We start from the raw sequence: 17320 nt of genomic DNA, 5'->3' as shown, positions 1-17320 counted from the left end.
CCATGCGAGCCGAGATCCGCGCCTTCGTCGTCGAGCAGCTCGAGGACATGAACTACGACGTCGAGGGCATCGACGACGAGACCACCCTCGGACCGTCCGGGGTGGACCTGGAGTCGTTGGCCCTCGCCGACCTGGCCGTGCGGGTGGAGGACCGCTACGGCCTGAAGTTCGCCGACGACGAGTCGGAGAAGCTGGCCCTGATGACGGTCGGCGAGTTCACCACGATGGTCGCCGACCGGGTCGCCGGGGCGACGAGCGACAACTCCTGATGGCCGGTCAGCCCGACCTGGGGCGAGCTGACCTGGTGACCATGCTCGCCGAACTCACCGGGAAGCCGGCCGCCGAGGTCGGCGACCGGATCGGCTCGATGGAACTGGCCTGGCTGGTGCACCTCGTCGAGCAGCGCTACGACCGGCGGCTCGACCTCACCGACGACCAGCTCGCCGGCATCCGTACCGTCGACGACGCCCTGGCGGTCTTCCGGACCTCCCTGACCGCCCCCGCCGATGGCTGAACGGGCCGCCGTCCAGCTCACCGGCGTCCACGCGACCAGCGCGCTCGGCAGGGGACCCGACGCGCAGCTCGCCGGCGTCCTGGCCGGGACGCCCGCGTTCCGGCCGGTGGACCGCTTCGACACGGCGTCGCGCCGGGTCGACGCAGCCGCCACCCTGCCCGACGTCGGCGACCTGGCCGACGAGCTGGCCGAGGCGGTCGACGCCGCCTGCCGGGCCGCCGGGCTCGACGCCGGCCGCCGGGCCGGCACGGCGCTGCTGCTGGCCGTGCACGGCGGCGCGGGCGTGCCGGCGCTGACCACCGGCCTGGCCGCGCGGACCGGGCTCACCGGCCCGACCCGGGCGTACACCACCGCCTGCGTCTCGGCCAGCAGCGCGGTGGCCGACGCCGCGGCCCTGATCCGGCGGGGCGACGTCGAGCGGGCGGTGGTCGCGGCCGGCTACCTGGTCGAGCCGGACCAGTACGCGCTCTTCGACGCCGGCCGCGCCCTCGCCACCGACGGCGCGGTGCGCCCGTTCAGCGCCGGCCGCACCGGGCTGCTGCTCGGCGACGGGATCGCCGCGGTGGTGCTGGAGTCGACGGCCGTCGCCCGGGCGCCGGTGGCCGACCTGCTCGGGTGGGGCCGGGCCGGGGACGCGTTCCACCCCTGCCAGCCGGAGCCGGGCGGGCGCGGCCTGGCCCGCGCGGTCGCCGCGGCGCTGCGCCGCGCCGGGCTGGCGGCGGAGGCGATCGGGTACGTCAACGCCAACGCCACCGGCACCGGCTACAGCGACGCCTCCGAGGCGGCGGCGCTGCGCGCGGCGCTCGGCGCGGCGGCGGCGCGGACCCCGGTCAGCTCCACCAAGGCGCTGCACGGGCACGCCCTGGAGGCCTCCGGCCTGCTGGAACTGGTGGTCACCGTGCTCGCCCTGCGGCACGGGAAGCTGCCCGTCAACGCCGGCTGGCTCGACCCCGACCCGGCCTGCCCGGTCGACGTCATCCGCGACGCGCCCCGGCCGGCCGCCACCGGGTACGCGCTCAGCCTCAACGCCGCCTTCGGCGGCGCGAACACCGCCCTGCTGGTGGGCGCCGCGTGAACGCCGCGAGCGGGCCCGCCGGCACCCACGGCACGCGCTCGGACGACACGCGCCCGGACGGTGGCCCGGCGACCGTGGCCGCCGGTCGCCTCGCCGTGCTGGCCGAGGCGGCCTGGCCCGAGCCGGGCGACGGCGCGCCGCCGCCGGTGCCCGGGTTCGTGCACTCCAGCTTCCCGCCCCTGGTCGCGGCGGTCGCCGAGCGCTGCCTGACCCGGGCGTACGACGGGCGACCCGCGCCCGACGGGGAGCGGACCGCGGTCGTGCTGGCCAGCGCGGCCGGGGACCGGGCCAGCGCGGCGCACGTGCGCGCCACGGTCGCCGCCGGCGGCCGGCCCGGACCGCTGTTCTTCTTCCAGTCGGTGCCCAACAGCGTGGCCGGGCACGTGGCCGCCCGCTGGGGGCTGGGCGGGCCCGTGGTCTGCCTCGCGCCGACCGGGGACCCGCGCGACGAGGGGATCGCCGAGGTCGACCTGCTGCTGCACGACGGTGACGCCGACCGGGCGTTGCTGGTCCTGATCGAACAGGCACCGGACGACGGCGGTGCGCGGGGCCCGGGCGGGGAGCCCGGCGCCCGGGCCGTAGCGGTGCTGCTGGGGGGAGGAACGCCATGAGGACCAGGGGACTACGCGGAACGCTGGCCGCGGACGACGGGATCGGCGCCGGCAACGTGCTGGCCCGGGTGCTGGCGCACGGCGCCGACCCGCACGGGCCGGGGCTCACCTTCGACACCGCCGTGGACGGCCACCCGGCCGAGCTGCCGCTCACGCTGGGCCGGCTCGACGAGCGGGTCGCCGCCCGCGCCGCGTGGCTGCACGAGCGGGGGATCAAGCCGCGCGACCCGGTGGCCGTCTGGGCCACCGCCGCCGCCGACATGGTGCTCAGCTACCTCGCACTGACCCGGCTCGGTGCGATCCCGGCGCTGATGAACGGCAGGCTGCGTCCGGAGATCGCCGCCGAGTACATCCGCCGGCTGCGCGGCGTCGGGGTGCTCGCCGACGACGCGCACACCGCGCTGCTGGCCGGGCACGACCTCGGCGTGCCGGTGATCGGCACCCCCGCCGAGGCGGGCACGGGCGACCCGGCCGCCGCGCCGGCGCACTACCGGCACCACGCCGACGACCCGGTCATCATCACCCACACCTCCGGCACCACCGGGGTGCCGAAGGCGGTCCTGCACTCGCACGCGAGCCTCTTCGCCGCCACCCGGCACCTGCTCGCCATGCCGCAGGCACAGGGCACCAACCGCATCCTCAACGCGCTGCCCGCCCCGCACACCGCCACCGTGCTCATGGTCAACCAGGCCCTCGGCAACCGGGCGGAGATGTTCCTGCTGTCCGACCAGGGCGGCGAGCGGGTGCTGGACGCGATCCAGCGCTGGCGCCCCGACGGGGTGTTCGGCTTCTCCGTCACCTGGGCGGAACTGGCCCGCTTCGACCTGTCCGCGTACGACCTGGAGTCGGTGTCGCTGTGGTTCAACACCGGCGACTGCTCGCACGAGCCGCACGTGCGCCGGCTGGTCGCGGTCGGCTCCCGGGACGTGGTGACCCGCGACGGGATCACGCGGGTGCCCGGCTCGGTCTTCATCGACGGGCTCGGCTCCAGCGAGATGGGCCACTCGATGTTCCACATCACCCACCGCACCGACACCGACCGGTACGGCCGCTGCATCGGCCGCCCCTACCGGTTCGCCCGGGTCGCCGTGCTCGACGCCGCGGGCGAGCCGGTGCCGACCGGCGAGGTGGGCTGGCTCGGCATCGACTCGCCGTCGCTGTTCCGCGGCTACTGGAACGACTCGGTCACCACCCACCGCTTCCGCCGGCGCGGCTGGTATCTCACCGGCGACCTGGTGTACGCCGACGACGAGGGCCGCTACTACCACATGGACCGGGCCGTCGACTCGGTCGACGTGGGCGACGGCCGGCGGTTCTACACCGCGCTGTCGGAGGAGCGGATCCTCGCCGCCTGCCCCGACGTCACCGACTGCACGGTGGTGATCGTCGCCGAGGCCGGCCGGGTGGTCACCGACGTGCTGCTGGAACTCGCCGCCGGCGCCGACGACGCCGAGGACCGCACCGCGCGGGTCCGGGCGGCACTCGGGCCGGACGTCGGCGCGACCCTGCGCCGGGTGGTGCCGGTGCGGCCCGCCGACATCCCCGTCACCGTCACCGGCAAGGTGCGCAAGGTGGCCCTGCGGGAGCGCTATCTCACCGAGGCGGCGTCATGACCGCCGTCATCACCGGGATGGGGCTGTTCACCCCCGTCGGCCGGGGCGTCGCGGCGACGTTCGACGCGCTCCGCACCGGGCGGTCCGGGCTGACCCGGCCGCCGGCCGGGCACCCCGCCGCCGGGTCGCTGGAGGTCGCCGGCCTGCTCCCGGAGATCGACCCGCGCACCGTCGCCTCCGGGCCGGAGACCCGGGTGCTGGACCGGATCGTCGTGCTCGCCCTGCTCGCCGCCGCCGACGCGCTCGCCGACGCCGGCATCGAGGTGGGCCGGGACGTGGATCCGGGCCGGATCGGGGTGATCGTCGGCGGGGTCGGCGGGATGTCCACCCTGGAGGCGCAGGTGCTGGCCCGGGCCGAGCGGGGCCGCGCCGCCGTCAGCCCGTACCTGCTCACCGGAATCCTGCCGAACATGCCGGCGGCGCGGATCGCCATCGCGTACGGCATCCGCGGCTACACCTCCTCGGTCGGCACCGCCTGCGCCTCCGGCGCCCAGTCGGTCGCCGACGCGGTCCGGCTGATCCGCGCCGGGGAGGCCGACGTGGTGCTGTGCGGGGCCAGCGAGGCGCCGCTGTTCCCGACGTTCGCCGACACCTTCGGCAATGCCCGGGCGCTGGCCCGGGGCTGGGCCGACCCGACGGCGGCGAGCCGGCCGTTCGACGCCCGGCGCAACGGGTTCGTCCTCGCCGAGGGCGCGGCCCTGCTAGTGCTGGAACGCGCCGAGCACGCCGCCGCCCGGGGCGTCACCGGCTACGCCGAGGTCGCCGGGTACGGGGCGACCACCGACGCGTACCACCCGACCGCCCCGCGGCCCGACGGCGCCGGCGCGGCGGAGTGCATGCGGCGCGCGCTGGCCAGCGGCGGCGTGCCCGCCGCGCGGGTCGGCTACGTCAACGCGCACGGCACCGGCACGAAGCTCGGCGACATCGCCGAGACCACCGCCCTGGCCGAGGTGTTCGGCGACCGTGGCGTCCCGGTCAGCTCCACCAAGGCGCTCACCGGCCACCTGCTCGGCGCCTCCGGGGTGCTGGAGACGGCGGCCACCGCGCTGGCACTCGGCCGGGGCCTGCTCCCGCCGACGCACAACCTCGACGACCCGGACCCGGCCTGCCCGGCGGACCACATCCGCAAGGAGCCGCGGGCGACGGACACCGGGTACGCGCTGACCAACTCCTTCGGCTTCGGCGGCCAGAACGTGAGCCTGCTGCTCGCGCGGGCCGCCCGGCCGAGGGCCTGAGACAGGCTCCACCCCCGGGCGGGGCGCGCCCGGGCGGCAGACCACGGGGGACCCGTGGAAAGGGCTGAGGACATGGACATCCGTGGGATAGACCACATCGAACTCTACGTGGGGGACGCCCGGCAGGCGGCCTTCTACTTCGGCCGGGCGGTCGGCTTCCACCTCTGCGGCCAGGGCGGTCCCGAGACCGGGCTGGCCGACCAGCGGTCGCTGCTGCTGTGCCACGCCGACATCCGGATGGTGCTGACCTCCGGGCTCACCGCCGAGCACCCGGCGTCCCGGTACGTGCAGCGGCACGGCGACGGCATCGCCGTGGTCGCGCTCGAGGTCGACGACGCCGCCGGCGCGTACGCCGAGCTGGTGGGCCGCGGGGCGGCGGGGGTGACGCCGCCGACCACCTGGACCGGGCCGGCCGCCGAGGTGGTGACCGCCGAGGTGGGCGGCTTCGGCGACGTGCTGCACCGCCTGGTGTCGCGGCGCGGCGACCGGACCGAGTTCCTGCCCGGGGCGGTCGACTTGACGCCCCCGGCCGGCGGCAGCGACGACAAGCTGCTCGCCGAGATCGACCACCTGGCGGTCTGCGTGCCGCCGGGTCAGCTCGACGAGACCGTCCGGCACTACCGGGAGGTGTTCGGGTTCGCGGAGATCTTCGAGGAGCACATCGAGGTCGCCGGGCAGGCGATGAACTCCAAGGTGGTGCAGAGCCCGTCGGGGCGGGTCACCCTGGTGCTGCTGGAGCCGGACCGCAGCCGCCGGCCGGGGCAGATCGACGCCTTCCTCGACCAGCACGCCGGCGCCGGGGTGCAGCACTTGGGGCTGCGCACCGACGACATCGTCACCGCCGTCGGCACCCTCACCGACCGGGGGGTGCGCTTCGCCGGCACCCCCGGCAGCTACTACGACACCCTCGAGGCGCGGGTCGGCCGGGTGGACGCGCCGCTGGACCGGCTGCGCGACCTCGGTGTGCTGGTCGACCGCGACCACGGCGGGCAGCTGCTGCAGATCTTCACCGAGTCCATGCACGTGCGCCGCACGCTCTTCCTGGAGCTGATCGAGCGGCGCGGGGCCCGGACGTTCGGCAGCGGCAACATCAAGGCGCTCTACGAGGCCAAGGAACGGGAACTGGCCGCGGCGGGGGCGACCCCCGCCGTCGCGGCCGTGACACCGCAGGAGGTGCGGGCGTGACCACGACCGAGTTCGAGCCGACACTCACCGCCGAGGAGGAGGCGCTGCTCCCGTCCGACGAGGACGTCGCCTTCTACGCCGAGCACGGCTGGTACCTGTCGAAGAAGCTGTTCACCGACGACGAGGTGGACGCCCTCACGGCGGCCGCCGACCGCTACTACGACGGCGAGCGGGACCGCCGCCTGCCGGTGCGCCCGCCGAAGCTCGCCTACTGGGAGCCGTCGAAGGGCGCGGTGCAGCGGCACAACGACTACGTCCACCACGAGCACGACGGGCTGGGGGCGATCCTGCGCAAGCCGCTCGTCGGCGCGGTCGCCGCCCGGCTCGCGCGGGCCACCGAGATCCGCGTCTTCCAGTCCACGCTGATCTACAAGCCGCCGATCTCCGGCGAGCCGTCCAACATCGTGCCCTGGCACTTCGACAAGCACTACTGGGCGTCCTCGTCGTCGGAGAACATGCTCACCGCGTTCATCCCGTTCCACGACTGCGGGGAGGAGATGGGCACCATCACCATGGTCGACGGCTCGCACCGCTGGCAGGAGGTCGGCGCGGACGACACGGTGGTGCGCCACTTCGCCGACCGCGACCGCGACCAGCTGGAGGAGATGCTCGCCGAGAACGCGGCCCACAACGGCGCCGAGATCCGCAAGGTGCCGATGGTGATCCCCAAGGGACACGTGAGCTTCCACCACTGCCGCACCTACCACGGCAGCGGCGCCAACGTCAGCGGCCGCCCGCGCCGGGCGGTCTCGCTGCACCTGCAGGACGGCGACAACGCCTGGCGGGAGTATCCGCTCTCCGACGGCACGCTCGCCGCGTACAACCACGACGTGCTGGTCCGCCGCACCCCCGACGGGCGGCCGGACTACGCGGACCCCGAATACTGCCCGGTCATCTGGCGCCACCGCGCCCAACAGGGAGGCTGACATGTCACGGTACGACTGGGGGAAGACGCACCCGGGCATCGAGCGGCTGGAGAAGGCGGTGACCGACCGCCGCGACGTGGTGGTCCGGCACCCGCTCTACGCCAACCTCGACACCCACGAGGCGCTGGTCACCTTCATGGAGCACCACGTCTTCGCCGTGTGGGACTTCATGTCCCTGCTGAAGTCGTTGCAGCGGCAGCTCACCTGCGTCAGCGTGCCGTGGATCCCGACCGGCCCGACGGGCAGCCGCCGCCTGATCAACGACATCGTGATGGTGGAGGAGAGCGACGAGCTGGGCGACGGCTACATCAGCCACTTCGAGCTGTACGTGCAGGGCATGCGGGAGGCCGGCGCCGACACCACGGCGGTGGACCGGCTGGTCGACCTGCTGCGGGCGGGCCGGCCGGTGGCCGAGGCGCTGGTCGACGCCGGCGTGCCCGCGCCGTCGGCGGCGTTCGCCGGCACCACCTGGCGGATCATCGAGGACACCCCCGTGCACTGCCAGGCGGCGGCGTTCGCCTTCGGCCGGGAGGACCTGATCCCCGACATGTTCGCCCAGGTCGTCGCCGTCAACGAGCGCAGCCGCAAGCTGCACAGGTTCGTCGACTACCTGGAACGGCACATCGAGGTCGACGGCGAGCAGCACACCCCGATGGCGATGCAGATGCTCGCCGACCTGTGCGGCGACGACGACATCAAGTGGCAGGAGTGCGCCGACACCGTCAACACCGCGCTCGCCGCCCGGGCGAAGCTCTGGGACGACATCCTCGCCGCCGTCAAGGAGGGGCGCGAGCGGTGACCGACGCCGACCCGGTCCGGCTCTACCGGACGGTACGGCTGATCCGCCGGTTCGAGGAGCGGGCCGTCGAGCTGGTCCGCTCCGGGCACGTCGTCGGCGGCATCCACCCGTACCTCGGGCAGGAGGGGATCGCCGCCGGGGTGTGCGCCGCCCTGGGTGCCGACGACGTCGTCGCCGGCACCCACCGGGGGCACGGGCACGTGCTCGCCAAGGGCGCCGACCCGGCCCGGATGCTCGCCGAGCTGTGCGGCCGGGTCACCGGCCTCAACGCCGGCCGGGGCGGCTCGATGCACGCCGCCGACTTCGGCGTCGGCGTGCTCGGTGCCAACGCCATCGTCGGCGCGTCCGGGGCGATCATCACCGGCGCCGTGTGGGCGCGCCGACGGCGCGGCGACGACGTCGTCGGGGTGAGCTTCTTCGGCGACGGCGCGGTCAACGAGGGGATGCTGCTGGAGGCGTTCAACCTGGCCGCGCTGTGGCGGGTGCCGGTGCTGTTCGTCTGCGAGAACAACGGCTACGCCACCACCATGCCCGTCGCGGGCGCGGTCGCCGGCAGCATCCCCGGCCGGGCCGCCGCGTTCGGCATCCCGGCCGCCGTCGTGGACGGCCAGGACCCCGAGGCGGTACGCGACGCCGCGGCGGCCGCCGTCGACCGGATGCGCGCCGGCGGCGGCCCCGAGCTGATCGAGGCCCGCACCTACCGGTTCGACGCCCACCACACCTTCGAGCACGCGGTACGCCTCGACTACCGCCCGCCCGACGAGGTGGCCCGGGGCCGGGCCCGCGACCCGGTGGACATCCAGGGCGGGCGGCTGCCCGCCGCCGCGCGGGCCGACGTCGACGCCGAGGTCGAGGCCACCCTGGCGGCGGCCGTCGAGTTCGCCCTCGCCAGCGGAGAGCCGGACCCGGCCGACGCCCTGGCGCACCTGTACGCCAGCGGGCTGACCGCCCGCGCCGGAGGTGGGTAGATGCCCAGACTGTCCTACCGCAAGGCGCTCACCCGGGCGCTCGCCGACGAGTTGGCCCGCGACGAGTCGGTGTTCCTGCTCGGCGAGGACATCCGGGTGGCCGCCTCGAACGTCACGGCCGGGCTGTTCAAGCGGTTCGGCCCCGAGCGGGTGCTCGACACCCCGCTGTCGGAGCAGGCTTTCACCAGCTTCGCCACGGGGGCGGCACTGGCCGGGATGCGGCCGGTGGTCGAGTTCCAGATCCCGTCGCTGCTGTTCCTGGTCTTCGAGCAGATCGTCAACCACGCGCACAAGTTCCCGCTGATGACCGGGGGGCAGTGCGCCGCACCGGTCACCTACCTGGTGCCCGGCTCCGGCTCCCGTACGGGCTGGGCGGGGCAGCACTCCGACCATCCGTACAGCCTCTTCGCCCACGTCGGGGTGACCACGGTGGTGCCGGCCACCCCGGCCGACGCGTACGGGCTGCTGGTGTCGGCGGTGCGGTGCGACGACCCGGTGGTGGTCTTCGCCCCGGCCGGGGCGCTCGACGTCCGCGACGACGTGGACCTCGCCGCGCTGGCGCCGGTGCCGCTCGGCCGGGGCCGGGTGCGCCGCTTCGGCGACGACGTGACCGTGGTCGCGGTCGGGCACCTGGTGCACGACGCCCTCGCGGTCGCCGACGAGCTGGCCGACCAGGTGTCGGTGGAGGTGTTCGACCCCCGCACGCTGTACCCGTTCGACTGGGACTCACTCGCCGAGTCGGTGTCGCGCACCGGGCGGCTGGTGGTGGTGGACGACTCCAACCGCTCCTGCGGCATCGCCGGGGAGATCATCGCGACCATGGTCGAGCGGGTGCGCCTGGTTGCCCCGCCGCGCCGGGTCACCCGCCCCGACGGCGCGGTGCTGCCGTTCGCCCCGGCGCTCGACCGGGCCGTGCAGCCCAGCCGCGAGCAACTCCTGGCCGCCATCCAACACGTGATGAAGGACTGATGTATGACCGACGCTGACTACCGCTGGCCCTCCGCCGCGCAGGCGTGGCTCGACCTGCCCGCGCCGATCCGCGCCGAGATGGTGGCCGCCGGGGCGGAGTCCTGGCGGGAGATCTTCGACGGCCGGGCCACGTACAACAAGCAGTGGCGGCTGGCCCGGCCGCCGGTGATGGACGAGACCTCGCTCGGCGTGCTCAACGCCGTCTCCGACCGCCTCGCCCAGCTCGTCTTCGAGGCGTGCCGGCGGCGGGCCGGCACGGCGGGGGAGCTGCGCCGGCTGCTGAACGTGCCCGACGGCGAGACCCGGCTGCTCGACGACGACGAGCCGCTGACCGAGGCGCTGCTGGACGCGTTCCGGCCGGACGTGCTGCTCTCCGACGGGGTGCCCCGGTTCGTCGAGTACAACATCGACAGCAGCCTGGGCGGGGCGTTCGACGCGGACACCACGGTGCGTCGCTTCGTCGACGTCTACCGGCGGCGCGGCCTCACCGACCGGGTCCGCCTGGCGGCGGCGCCCTCGGCGGTGGACCAGCGGTTCGCCGCGATCCGCGCCGGGCTCGGCCTGCCCGAGGGCGCCCGGGTCGCCATGCTGATCGACTTCGACGCCGAGTACCCCGGCCTGGACGACCCGCAGCGGTTCTTCCGGCTGCTGTCGCCGGTGGTCGAGCGGGCCGCCGCGTCCGGCATGGACCTGGTCATCGCGCCGGTCTCCCAGGTGACCCTCGACGACGGGAAGCGGCTGGTCGCCGACGGCGCCCCGGTCGACGGGGTGTTCCGCCTCTTCGTGCCCAACCGGGTCACCCCGAGCGCCGGGGTGGACGCCCTGGAGGCGGGGCTGGCGGCCGGGACGGTGCCGATGTGGGTGTCGGCGGCGGCCTGGCTGGTCGCCAACAAGCGGGCCTTCGCCTGGCTCTGGGAGGACGCCGACGCGCTGGCGCCGGCGGACCGGGACCTGGTCCAGCGGTACGTGCCACGGACCTGGTCGCTGACCGCCGACCTGCTCGACCGGGCGGTGGCCGACCGGCCCGGCCTGGTGGCGAAGCCGGCCGACGGCTCCGCCGGGGTGGACGTGCTGATCGGCCGGGAGACCGACACCGACACGTGGCGGGACGGGCTGACCCGGGCCGTCGAGCGGGGCGGCTTCATCCTCCAGGAGTACGTGAAGGCCGACGACGTCCCGCTGGACTTCGTGCACATCGAGACCGGCGAGACGGTCAGCGCCGAGGTGCCGTACAGCATCGCCCCGTACCTGTTCGGTCGCCGGGCCGCCGGCGCCTGCATCCGCACCGGCTTCCCCGGCTGCGACGGGGTGCTCAACCTGGCTCGCGGCGTCCTCCTCTCCGGCCTCCTGGTGGTCGACTGACGCGCCACATCGGGCGGTGGGGCGGCCTGTGCGGGTCGTCCCACCGTGCTCGGTCGCGCGAGGGTCACCGGGCGTCCGCCACGGGCCGTGCCACCGCGCTCGCCCGCGTCCGTCATCGGGCGTCCGCTGCCGGGTCACCGGCGAAACGCGCTTCCCAGCCGGGCAGGACCGGGGCAGCATCACCGGGGTGGGCGGGGTGCGGGCGGGGTTGACGGTCGACCAGTTGCGCCCGGTGGTGCGGGCGGCGTGCGGGCGCGGTCGGGAACTGTGGTCGGCCGAGCGGCTGACGGGCGGCACGAAGAAGGGCGTCTACCGGCTGACCCTGGACGACGACTCCACCGTCGTCGCGTACGTGTGGCACCCGGCGGAGGACTACTGGCCGGCGCGGGCGGTACCGGAACCCGACGACCTTTTCGGACACGCCAGCGGGGCCGGGCTGTTCGAGGCGGCGCACCGGGAGTTCGTCGCCGCCGGGGTGCCGGTGCCCCGGCTGCTGCTGCTCGACCACACCGGCAGCATGCTGCCAGGTGACGTGGCGGTGGTGGAGGACGTGCGGGGCGGCACCCTGCAGGACCTGCGCCGGCGCGATCCGCGACGCGCCGGGTCGGTGCTGGCCCGGCTCGGCGACGCCGTCGGATGCATGCACGCCCGCCGGCGCGACCGCTACGGCCGGCCGGGCCTCGACGGGCCGCCACCGGACCGGCCGGTGGAGCGGGTCGTGCTCGACCGGGCGCTGCGTGACCTGGCCGTGGCCGCCGCCCGGGTCGGGCGGATCGCGGCGGTGCGGCAGCGCCTCGCCGACGCCCTCGCCGAGCGGTACGCCGCCGTGCCGCCCCGGTCCCGGTACGGCCTGGTCCACGGTGAACTCGGCCCGGACCACGTGCAAGTCGACGACCGGGACCGTCCGGTGCTCGTCGACATCGAGGGCGCCACGTTCCTCGACGTGGAGTGGGAGCACGCCTTCCTCGAACTGCGCTTCGGCGACGACTACCGCGCGCTGGCGGTGGCGGGACTCGACGGGCACCGGCTGCGCCTCTACCGGCTCGCGCTGCACCTGTCCCTGGTGGCGGGCCCGCTGCGGCTGCTCGACGGCGACTTCCCGGACCGGGCCGGCATGCTGGCCATCGTCGAGCACAACATCACCCGGACGCTGGCCCAACTCGCCTGAGCCGTCCGGCGGGGCGTGGTCAGCGACGGAGGGTGGTGGAAGGCGACTCCCCGAAGCGGGACCGGTACTCGCCGGCGAAGCGGCTGAGGTGGGCGAATCCGTGGTCGAGGGCGACGGTCGTCACGGACGTCCCGGTTCCGGCCGCGCGCAGCGCGGCGTGGACCGCGTCGAGCCGGCGGGCGCGCAGGTACGCCATCGGGGTGGTCTGCAGCTCGCGGCGGAAGCAGTCCTGCAGCGTCCGTACGCTCACCCGAAGTGCCTCCGCGACGTCGCCGACCGTCAGCGCCTCGCCGTGGTGCTCCGTCATCAGTGCGCAGGCGCGTCGGACGAGGCGCCCGGGTGCCGGGTGCCTCGCCGGCTCGGCGAGCAGGTCGGTGTAGGTGTGGCGGTGGGTCAGCAACAGCTTGCCGACGAGCGCCTGCTCGAAGCGGCCGACGACCTGCGGGTGGTCGAGGAGGGAAGCGCCCTTCGGCTGGGACAGCTCCTCGGCGAGGAAGTCCACCCCGCGGGCCCAGGCCACCGCCGCGGGCGTGCTCATGGTCATGCCGAGGTCGAAGTGGACCTGGCCGTCCACCGGTCGGCCCAGCAGTCGAGCGATTTCCCGGTCGACCGTCTGCCGGTCGGCGTAGAAGATCCGGTGCGGAGATGCCTCGGACCAGTGCATGTCCGAAGCGTCGTAGGGGGAGAGGACCGAGGCGATGTCGGGCGTGGAGGTCACGGTACGTCCGGCGTGGCGGACCTCCGCCCTGCCGCCACGGGGAATCTGCACGAGGTAGAAGGTCTCCAGCGCGGCGGGCTGGATCCGCACCGCCTGCGCGTAGTCGAGGTCGACGACGCCCACGCCGCCCGACCGGCGGGCCGTCATGCGCAGGCGGACGCTGCGGACGCCGGGCTGGGGCGTGAGCCGGTGCGGACAGAACACGCGACCGACCTCCGTGCGGGCGCGCTCGATGTCGTCCGTCCTGACCGTCGTGGCAGCCATCTGGCACCTCCTGATGGGGCCGGGGCGGCTGTGCATCGCCGGTGACGCGCGCGGAACCACCGGTTCGCCCGGACCGGCGGCCCCGCGCCGAGACGCCCTGCTGTGCCGAGATTAGGACCGGGGGCAGGGTGATCAGCAGAGGCGTGCTCCAAACCCGACACCAGGGGTGCCGGGGAAAGTGCCCCGGTTGCGCGATGCGGATGCCGCGCGCGTCCAGCGGATAGCAGCCCTGCCGGCGTGCTCGTTAGCGTGCGATCGCCGCTGGCGCCCCGCTGTCGCGGCTCCCGTCAACGGGTCGCAGAGTCTTTGGAGGTTCGCCATGAGGATCGCCGTCGTCGGTGCTGGATTCGCCGGTCTGAGCGCAGCGAAGGTGCTGCGGCAGAGTGGCTTCGAGGTCTCCGTGTTCGAGAAGTCGCCCGACGTCGGAGGCGTCTGGAGCAGCACCCGGAGATATCCCGGTCTCCGTACCCAGAACAACAAGGGCACCTACCACCTCTCCGACCTGCCGATGCCCGCTCACTACCCGCAGTGGCCGTCGGGCGAGCAGGTCCAGCAGTACGTCGAGAGCTACGTGGACCGGTTCGGGCTCCGCCCCGTTCTGCGCCTCGCCACGGAGGTCGTCGCCGCGAAACTCGTGGACGACGAGACCGCGTGGCTGATCGCGTCACGACCGACGGGTGGGCGGGACCCCGCGACCTGGGAGCGGTACGACCACCTCGTCGTCGCCAACGGCATCTTCTCCGAGCCGCTCATCCCGCACTTCGAGGGCCGTGCGGACTTCGTCGCCGCGGGCGGACGTGTTCTGGCCTGCGGGGAGTTCCACGATCTCGAGGCAGCGCGGGGAAAGCACGTCCTCGTCGTCGGGTACGGCAAGTCGTCCTGCGACGTGGCGGTCCCGCTGAGCGACGTCGCCGCGCGGACCGACGTCGTCGCCCGTCAACTGCTGTGGAAGATGCCCAGGAAGCTCGGCGGAGCGGTCAACTACAAGTACCTTCTGCTCACCCGGATGGGTGAGGCGCTGTTCCGGTACATCCGCGTGAAGGGCTTCGAGCGGTTCCTGCACGGCCCGGGCAACGGTCTGCGTCGCGGCATGCTCGACGGCGTGGGGTCGGTCGCTACCCGGCAGCTCAAGCTGCGCGAGCTGGGTCTCGTGCCGAACGGGACCTTCGAGGACATCGCGCGAAGCACCGTCAGCCTCGCGACGGACGGTTTCTTCGAGCGGGTCGCCGACGGTCGGATCAGCGTCCACCGGGATCAGCAGATCAGCGAACTCCTGGTCGACGAGGGGCGGCCGGCCGCCCGGCTCGCGGACGGCACGGTGCTCCCCGCCGACCTGGTCATCTGCGGCACCGGGTTCCGGCAGCACGTGCCCTTCTTCGACGCCGCCCTGCACGCCCGGCTCGAAGACGACGAGGGCAACTTCATGCTCCACCGCCAGATCCTGCCGGTCGACGTCCCGCACCTGACCTTCGCCGGCTACAACTCCTCGTTCTTCAGCCCGCTGAGCGCCGAGATGGCAGCGGTCTGGACAGCCGCCCATCTGCGGGGAGGGATCGCGCTGCCGCCCAGGGAGCGGATGCGGGAGCAGGTGCGTACGCGGCTGGCCTGGATGGCGGCGCGGACCAACGGGCAGCACGCCCGCGGCACGAGCATCATCCCGTTCTCGATGCACAACATCGACGAGGTGCTCGACGATCTCGGGCTCAACCTCGGCCCGCTGGCCCGCGCCCGCCAGTGGCTGCTGCCCGTCGACCCGCGCGCCTACCGGAGGGTCACGCCCCGCATGATCCGGCGCACCGCCGCGACGGCGCCGCGGGAGTCGGTGAGCCAGCCCGTCTGACAGGGGAAGGAACAGCAGCCGCGGGGATCCTCACCGAGCTGCCCCGTCCGCGCTTCGGGCGGTCGTGAGGTGGGCGCCGAGGCGGCGGACGGTCTCGGCGGCGGCGATGGCGTCGCTGCGGGCGCTGCCGTGCCGGCCGTCGCTGCTGTAGATCGACGGGTCGGCGGTGAGCGGGTGGTCGGTGAGCCGTACGTGCAGGGTGCCGAGCCGTTCGGCGAGCGCGCCGGTGTGCGCGGAGAGCCGCCGCATCCGCTCGGCCAGGCCGGCCCGGTGCCGCTCGGGCACGGCCGGGCTGTGCGAGACGTCGAACATGCCGACGGTGATCACGTCGGCCCCCGCCGCCCGCAACGCCTCGATCATCGCGGTCAGCTCCGCGTCGACGGCGTCCGCGTCGTACGCCGGGTGGAATGCGTCGTTGCCGCCGCACACCACCAGCGCCAGGTCGGGGCGGAACGCCAGCGCCGGGGCGAGCTGGGTGGCGCGTACCTCGTGCGCCCGCAGCCCGCGCAGCCCGAGGTTCAGGTACGCCAGCTCCGGCCGGACGGCCCGCAGCTCGGCGGCGACGCGGTCCGCCCACTGCACCTCGGGATAGCCGTCGACGGGCTCGCAGAGCCCTTCGGCCACGCTGTCGCCGAGCACCGCGAAGCGCCGCCACGGGTGGTCGCGCAGCAGGGCGACGCTCTCCCCGTCGCGGAGGCACCACGGATCCGTCGATTCGGTCAGCGTCGATGACATGAGCGCACGCTAGTCGACCGGGTCGCCGCCGGCCAGCGGCCGATACGGCACGAGGTGTCCCGGTCGACGCCCCGGCGCACCGCGGGCGAACAGCCGGCGAACAAACCGCGCGCCGCCCCCTTTACGTTGCCGTTGATCGATGTGAATATGTGCACATCGATCGGCAGAGAGCCGGTCCAGCCCTCCCCGGAGGTACGCGTGAGACTCACTCGACGTGGCGTGATGTCCGCCGTCGCCGTCGCCTGCCTCGGCGCCACCATGGCCGTGTCGCCGGCCCACGCCGCGCCCGCCGTCCTGACCGCCGACGGAGCGTCCGGCCTCGCCGCCGGCCTCGGTCCCGATCGCACCGCCGGCTCCTACGTGGACGCGGCCTCGGGCCGTATGGTCGTCGCCGTCACCGACGAGGCCGCCGCCGCCAAGGTCCGCGCCGCCGGCGGCGTCGCCCGCCTGGTCACCCACAGCACCCGCGCCCTGGAAGCCGCGCAGACCCGGGTGGACCTGGGCGTCACCGGCACCGCCCTCTGGGTCGACCCGGTCAGCAACCAGGTGGTCGTCGGCGTGGACAGCACGGTCGGCGCCGCCCAGCTGGCCCGCATCCGCGCCGCGGTGGCCGCCGCCGGCGGCACGGCCCGCGTCACCCCGCTCGCCGGCACGCTCAGCACGCGGACCTCCGGCGGCGACGCCATCTACGGCGGTGGCTACCGCTGCTCGCTCGGCTTCAACGTGCGCAGCGGCAGCACCTACTACTTCCTCACCGCCGGGCACTGCACGGACGCGGTCTCCGCCTGGTACGCCAACTCGGCCCAGAGCACCAAGCTCGGCGACCGCACCGGCACCAGCTTCCCGGGCAACGACTACGGCATCGTCCGCTACACCAACACCTCGATCGCGATCGACGGCTCGGTGGGCTCGCAGGACATCACCGCCGCCGGGAACGCGTCCGTCGGCCAGCAGGTGACCCGGCGGGGCAGCACCACCGGCACCCACAGCGGCACGGTGACCGGCCTCAACGCCACCGTCCGGTACGCCGAGGGCACCGTGCGGGGCATGATCGCCACCAACGTCTGCGCCGAGCCCGGCGACAGCGGCGGCCCGCTCTACTCCGGCAGCATCGCGCTCGGCCTGACCTCGGGCGGCAGCGGCAACTGCCGCACCGGCGGCACCACCTTCTTCCAGCCCGTCACCGAGGCGCTCAGCAAGTACGGCGTCTCCGTGTTCTGACCCGACCGACCGTGGCGCCCCGGCGGATCCCGCCCGCGCGGCCCCCCGCGGGGGGGGGCCATTGCGGTCGGGAGAAGGGGGGGGTGGGGAAGGGGGTGGGCGGGGATTGGTTTGTGT

At 74.5% G+C, this 17320-nt stretch carries 17 protein-coding genes; 15 read left to right on the top strand and 2 right to left on the bottom strand.

Going from position 1 to position 17320, the window contains the following annotated elements; translation table 11 throughout:
* The first annotated feature begins 2 nt into the window (after positions 1-2).
* From ABZ793_RS21405 to ABZ793_RS21345, 13 genes are all read left to right on the top strand, one after another.
* On the top strand, positions 3-269 hold the full coding sequence (locus tag ABZ793_RS21405) for an acyl carrier protein (RefSeq protein ID WP_350685991.1): 267 nt from the start codon (positions 3-5) through the stop codon (positions 267-269).
* Entirely contained in the window at positions 269-514 is a 246-nt protein-coding gene (locus ABZ793_RS21400) for an acyl carrier protein (protein WP_350707497.1), read from the top strand. The genes ABZ793_RS21405 and ABZ793_RS21400 overlap by 1 nt, the downstream gene beginning before the upstream one ends.
* Complete coding sequence (locus ABZ793_RS21395) at positions 507-1589, top strand: beta-ketoacyl synthase N-terminal-like domain-containing protein (protein ID WP_357459916.1); 1083 nt, start codon at positions 507-509, stop codon at positions 1587-1589. The genes ABZ793_RS21400 and ABZ793_RS21395 overlap by 8 nt, the downstream gene beginning before the upstream one ends.
* Before the next feature lie 74 nt (positions 1590-1663).
* Positions 1664-2200: a beta-ketoacyl synthase chain length factor gene (locus ABZ793_RS21390; protein ID WP_357460098.1), complete on the top strand. Its 537-nt coding sequence runs from the start codon at positions 1664-1666 to the stop codon at positions 2198-2200.
* Complete coding sequence (locus tag ABZ793_RS21385) at positions 2197-3813, top strand: class I adenylate-forming enzyme family protein (RefSeq protein WP_357459913.1); 1617 nt, start codon at positions 2197-2199, stop codon at positions 3811-3813. The genes ABZ793_RS21390 and ABZ793_RS21385 overlap by 4 nt, the downstream gene beginning before the upstream one ends.
* The gene (locus tag ABZ793_RS21380) at positions 3810-5048 is read left to right on the top strand and encodes a beta-ketoacyl-[acyl-carrier-protein] synthase family protein (RefSeq protein WP_357459911.1); all 1239 of its coding nucleotides are present in this window, start codon (positions 3810-3812) and stop codon (positions 5046-5048) included. Before ABZ793_RS21385 ends, ABZ793_RS21380 begins: the two co-directional genes overlap by 4 nt.
* Positions 5049-5120: 72 nt before the next feature.
* Positions 5121-6233 (top strand): 4-hydroxyphenylpyruvate dioxygenase, encoded by a 1113-nt coding sequence (gene hppD, locus ABZ793_RS21375; protein WP_357459909.1) that lies wholly within the window; start codon positions 5121-5123, stop codon positions 6231-6233.
* Positions 6230-7159 carry a phytanoyl-CoA dioxygenase family protein gene (locus ABZ793_RS21370; RefSeq protein ID WP_357459906.1) on the top strand — a complete coding sequence of 310 codons (930 nt, stop codon included), beginning with the start codon at positions 6230-6232 and terminating at the stop codon, positions 7157-7159. Before hppD ends, ABZ793_RS21370 begins: the two co-directional genes overlap by 4 nt.
* A 1-nt stretch (position 7160) precedes the next feature.
* Entirely contained in the window at positions 7161-7958 is a 798-nt protein-coding gene (locus ABZ793_RS21365) for a DUF3050 domain-containing protein (RefSeq protein ID WP_357459903.1), read from the top strand.
* The gene (locus ABZ793_RS21360; protein WP_357459901.1) at positions 7955-8926 is read left to right on the top strand and encodes a thiamine pyrophosphate-dependent dehydrogenase E1 component subunit alpha; all 972 of its coding nucleotides are present in this window, start codon (positions 7955-7957) and stop codon (positions 8924-8926) included. The genes ABZ793_RS21365 and ABZ793_RS21360 overlap by 4 nt, the downstream gene beginning before the upstream one ends.
* On the top strand, positions 8927-9895 hold the full coding sequence (locus ABZ793_RS21355) for a transketolase C-terminal domain-containing protein (protein ID WP_350707511.1): 969 nt from the start codon (positions 8927-8929) through the stop codon (positions 9893-9895).
* A gap of 3 nt (positions 9896-9898) precedes the next feature.
* Positions 9899-11257, top strand: a complete 1359-nt coding sequence (locus tag ABZ793_RS21350; RefSeq protein WP_357459896.1) for a hypothetical protein — start codon at positions 9899-9901, stop codon at positions 11255-11257.
* 187 nt (positions 11258-11444) lie between these two features.
* Positions 11445-12425 (top strand): phosphotransferase, encoded by a 981-nt coding sequence (locus ABZ793_RS21345; protein ID WP_357459895.1) that lies wholly within the window; start codon positions 11445-11447, stop codon positions 12423-12425.
* Between the two features lie 19 nt (positions 12426-12444).
* Here ABZ793_RS21345 and ABZ793_RS21340 read toward each other — a convergent pair whose 3' ends face one another.
* Positions 12445-13407, bottom strand: coding sequence for an AraC family transcriptional regulator (locus ABZ793_RS21340; RefSeq protein WP_357459893.1), 963 nt, complete (start codon positions 13405-13407; stop codon positions 12445-12447).
* A 319-nt stretch (positions 13408-13726) separates the two neighbouring features.
* Between ABZ793_RS21340 and ABZ793_RS21335 the strand changes: the two genes are divergently transcribed.
* Positions 13727-15247, top strand: a complete 1521-nt coding sequence (locus tag ABZ793_RS21335; RefSeq protein ID WP_357459890.1) for an NAD(P)/FAD-dependent oxidoreductase — start codon at positions 13727-13729, stop codon at positions 15245-15247.
* Between the two features lie 30 nt (positions 15248-15277).
* On the opposite strand, the gene ABZ793_RS21330 is transcribed toward ABZ793_RS21335, so the two are convergent.
* Complete coding sequence (locus tag ABZ793_RS21330; RefSeq protein WP_357459888.1) at positions 15278-15982, bottom strand: SGNH/GDSL hydrolase family protein; 705 nt, start codon at positions 15980-15982, stop codon at positions 15278-15280.
* Positions 15983-16204: 222 nt separating this feature from the next.
* Here ABZ793_RS21330 and ABZ793_RS21325 point away from each other — a divergent pair, with 222 nt between their 5' ends.
* Positions 16205-17203 (top strand): S1 family peptidase, encoded by a 999-nt coding sequence (locus ABZ793_RS21325; protein ID WP_357459886.1) that lies wholly within the window; start codon positions 16205-16207, stop codon positions 17201-17203.
* Positions 17204-17320: the final 117 nt, after the last annotated feature.

Origin of the sequence: Micromonospora sp. NPDC047465 (assembly GCF_040643125.1) — a bacterium.
GTDB lineage: Bacteria > Actinomycetota > Actinomycetes > Mycobacteriales > Micromonosporaceae > Micromonospora.
The sequence above is the reverse complement of the archived record's forward strand: the minus strand, read 5'-3'. Positions and strand labels throughout refer to the sequence as shown.

Bases quoted from the DNA above. Each gene is read 5' to 3' on its own strand.
- ABZ793_RS21405 (WP_350685991.1), top strand. From the start codon at position 3: ATGCGAGCCGAGATCCGCGCCTTCGTCGTCGAGCAGCTCGAGGACATG.
- ABZ793_RS21400 (WP_350707497.1), top strand. From the start codon at position 269: ATGGCCGGTCAGCCCGACCTGGGGCGAGCTGACCTGGTGACCATGCTC.
- ABZ793_RS21395 (WP_357459916.1), top strand. From the start codon at position 507: ATGGCTGAACGGGCCGCCGTCCAGCTCACCGGCGTCCACGCGACCAGC.
- ABZ793_RS21385 (WP_357459913.1), top strand. From the start codon at position 2,197: ATGAGGACCAGGGGACTACGCGGAACGCTGGCCGCGGACGACGGGATC.
- ABZ793_RS21380 (WP_357459911.1), top strand. From the start codon at position 3,810: ATGACCGCCGTCATCACCGGGATGGGGCTGTTCACCCCCGTCGGCCGG.
- hppD (WP_357459909.1), top strand. From the start codon at position 5,121: ATGGACATCCGTGGGATAGACCACATCGAACTCTACGTGGGGGACGCC.
- ABZ793_RS21365 (WP_357459903.1), top strand. From the start codon at position 7,161: ATGTCACGGTACGACTGGGGGAAGACGCACCCGGGCATCGAGCGGCTG.
- ABZ793_RS21355 (WP_350707511.1), top strand. From the start codon at position 8,927: ATGCCCAGACTGTCCTACCGCAAGGCGCTCACCCGGGCGCTCGCCGAC.
- ABZ793_RS21350 (WP_357459896.1), top strand. From the start codon at position 9,899: ATGACCGACGCTGACTACCGCTGGCCCTCCGCCGCGCAGGCGTGGCTC.
- ABZ793_RS21340 (WP_357459893.1), bottom strand. From the start codon at position 13,407: ATGGCTGCCACGACGGTCAGGACGGACGACATCGAGCGCGCCCGCACG.
- ABZ793_RS21335 (WP_357459890.1), top strand. From the start codon at position 13,727: ATGAGGATCGCCGTCGTCGGTGCTGGATTCGCCGGTCTGAGCGCAGCG.
- ABZ793_RS21330 (WP_357459888.1), bottom strand. From the start codon at position 15,982: ATGTCATCGACGCTGACCGAATCGACGGATCCGTGGTGCCTCCGCGAC.
- ABZ793_RS21325 (WP_357459886.1), top strand. From the start codon at position 16,205: ATGTCCGCCGTCGCCGTCGCCTGCCTCGGCGCCACCATGGCCGTGTCG.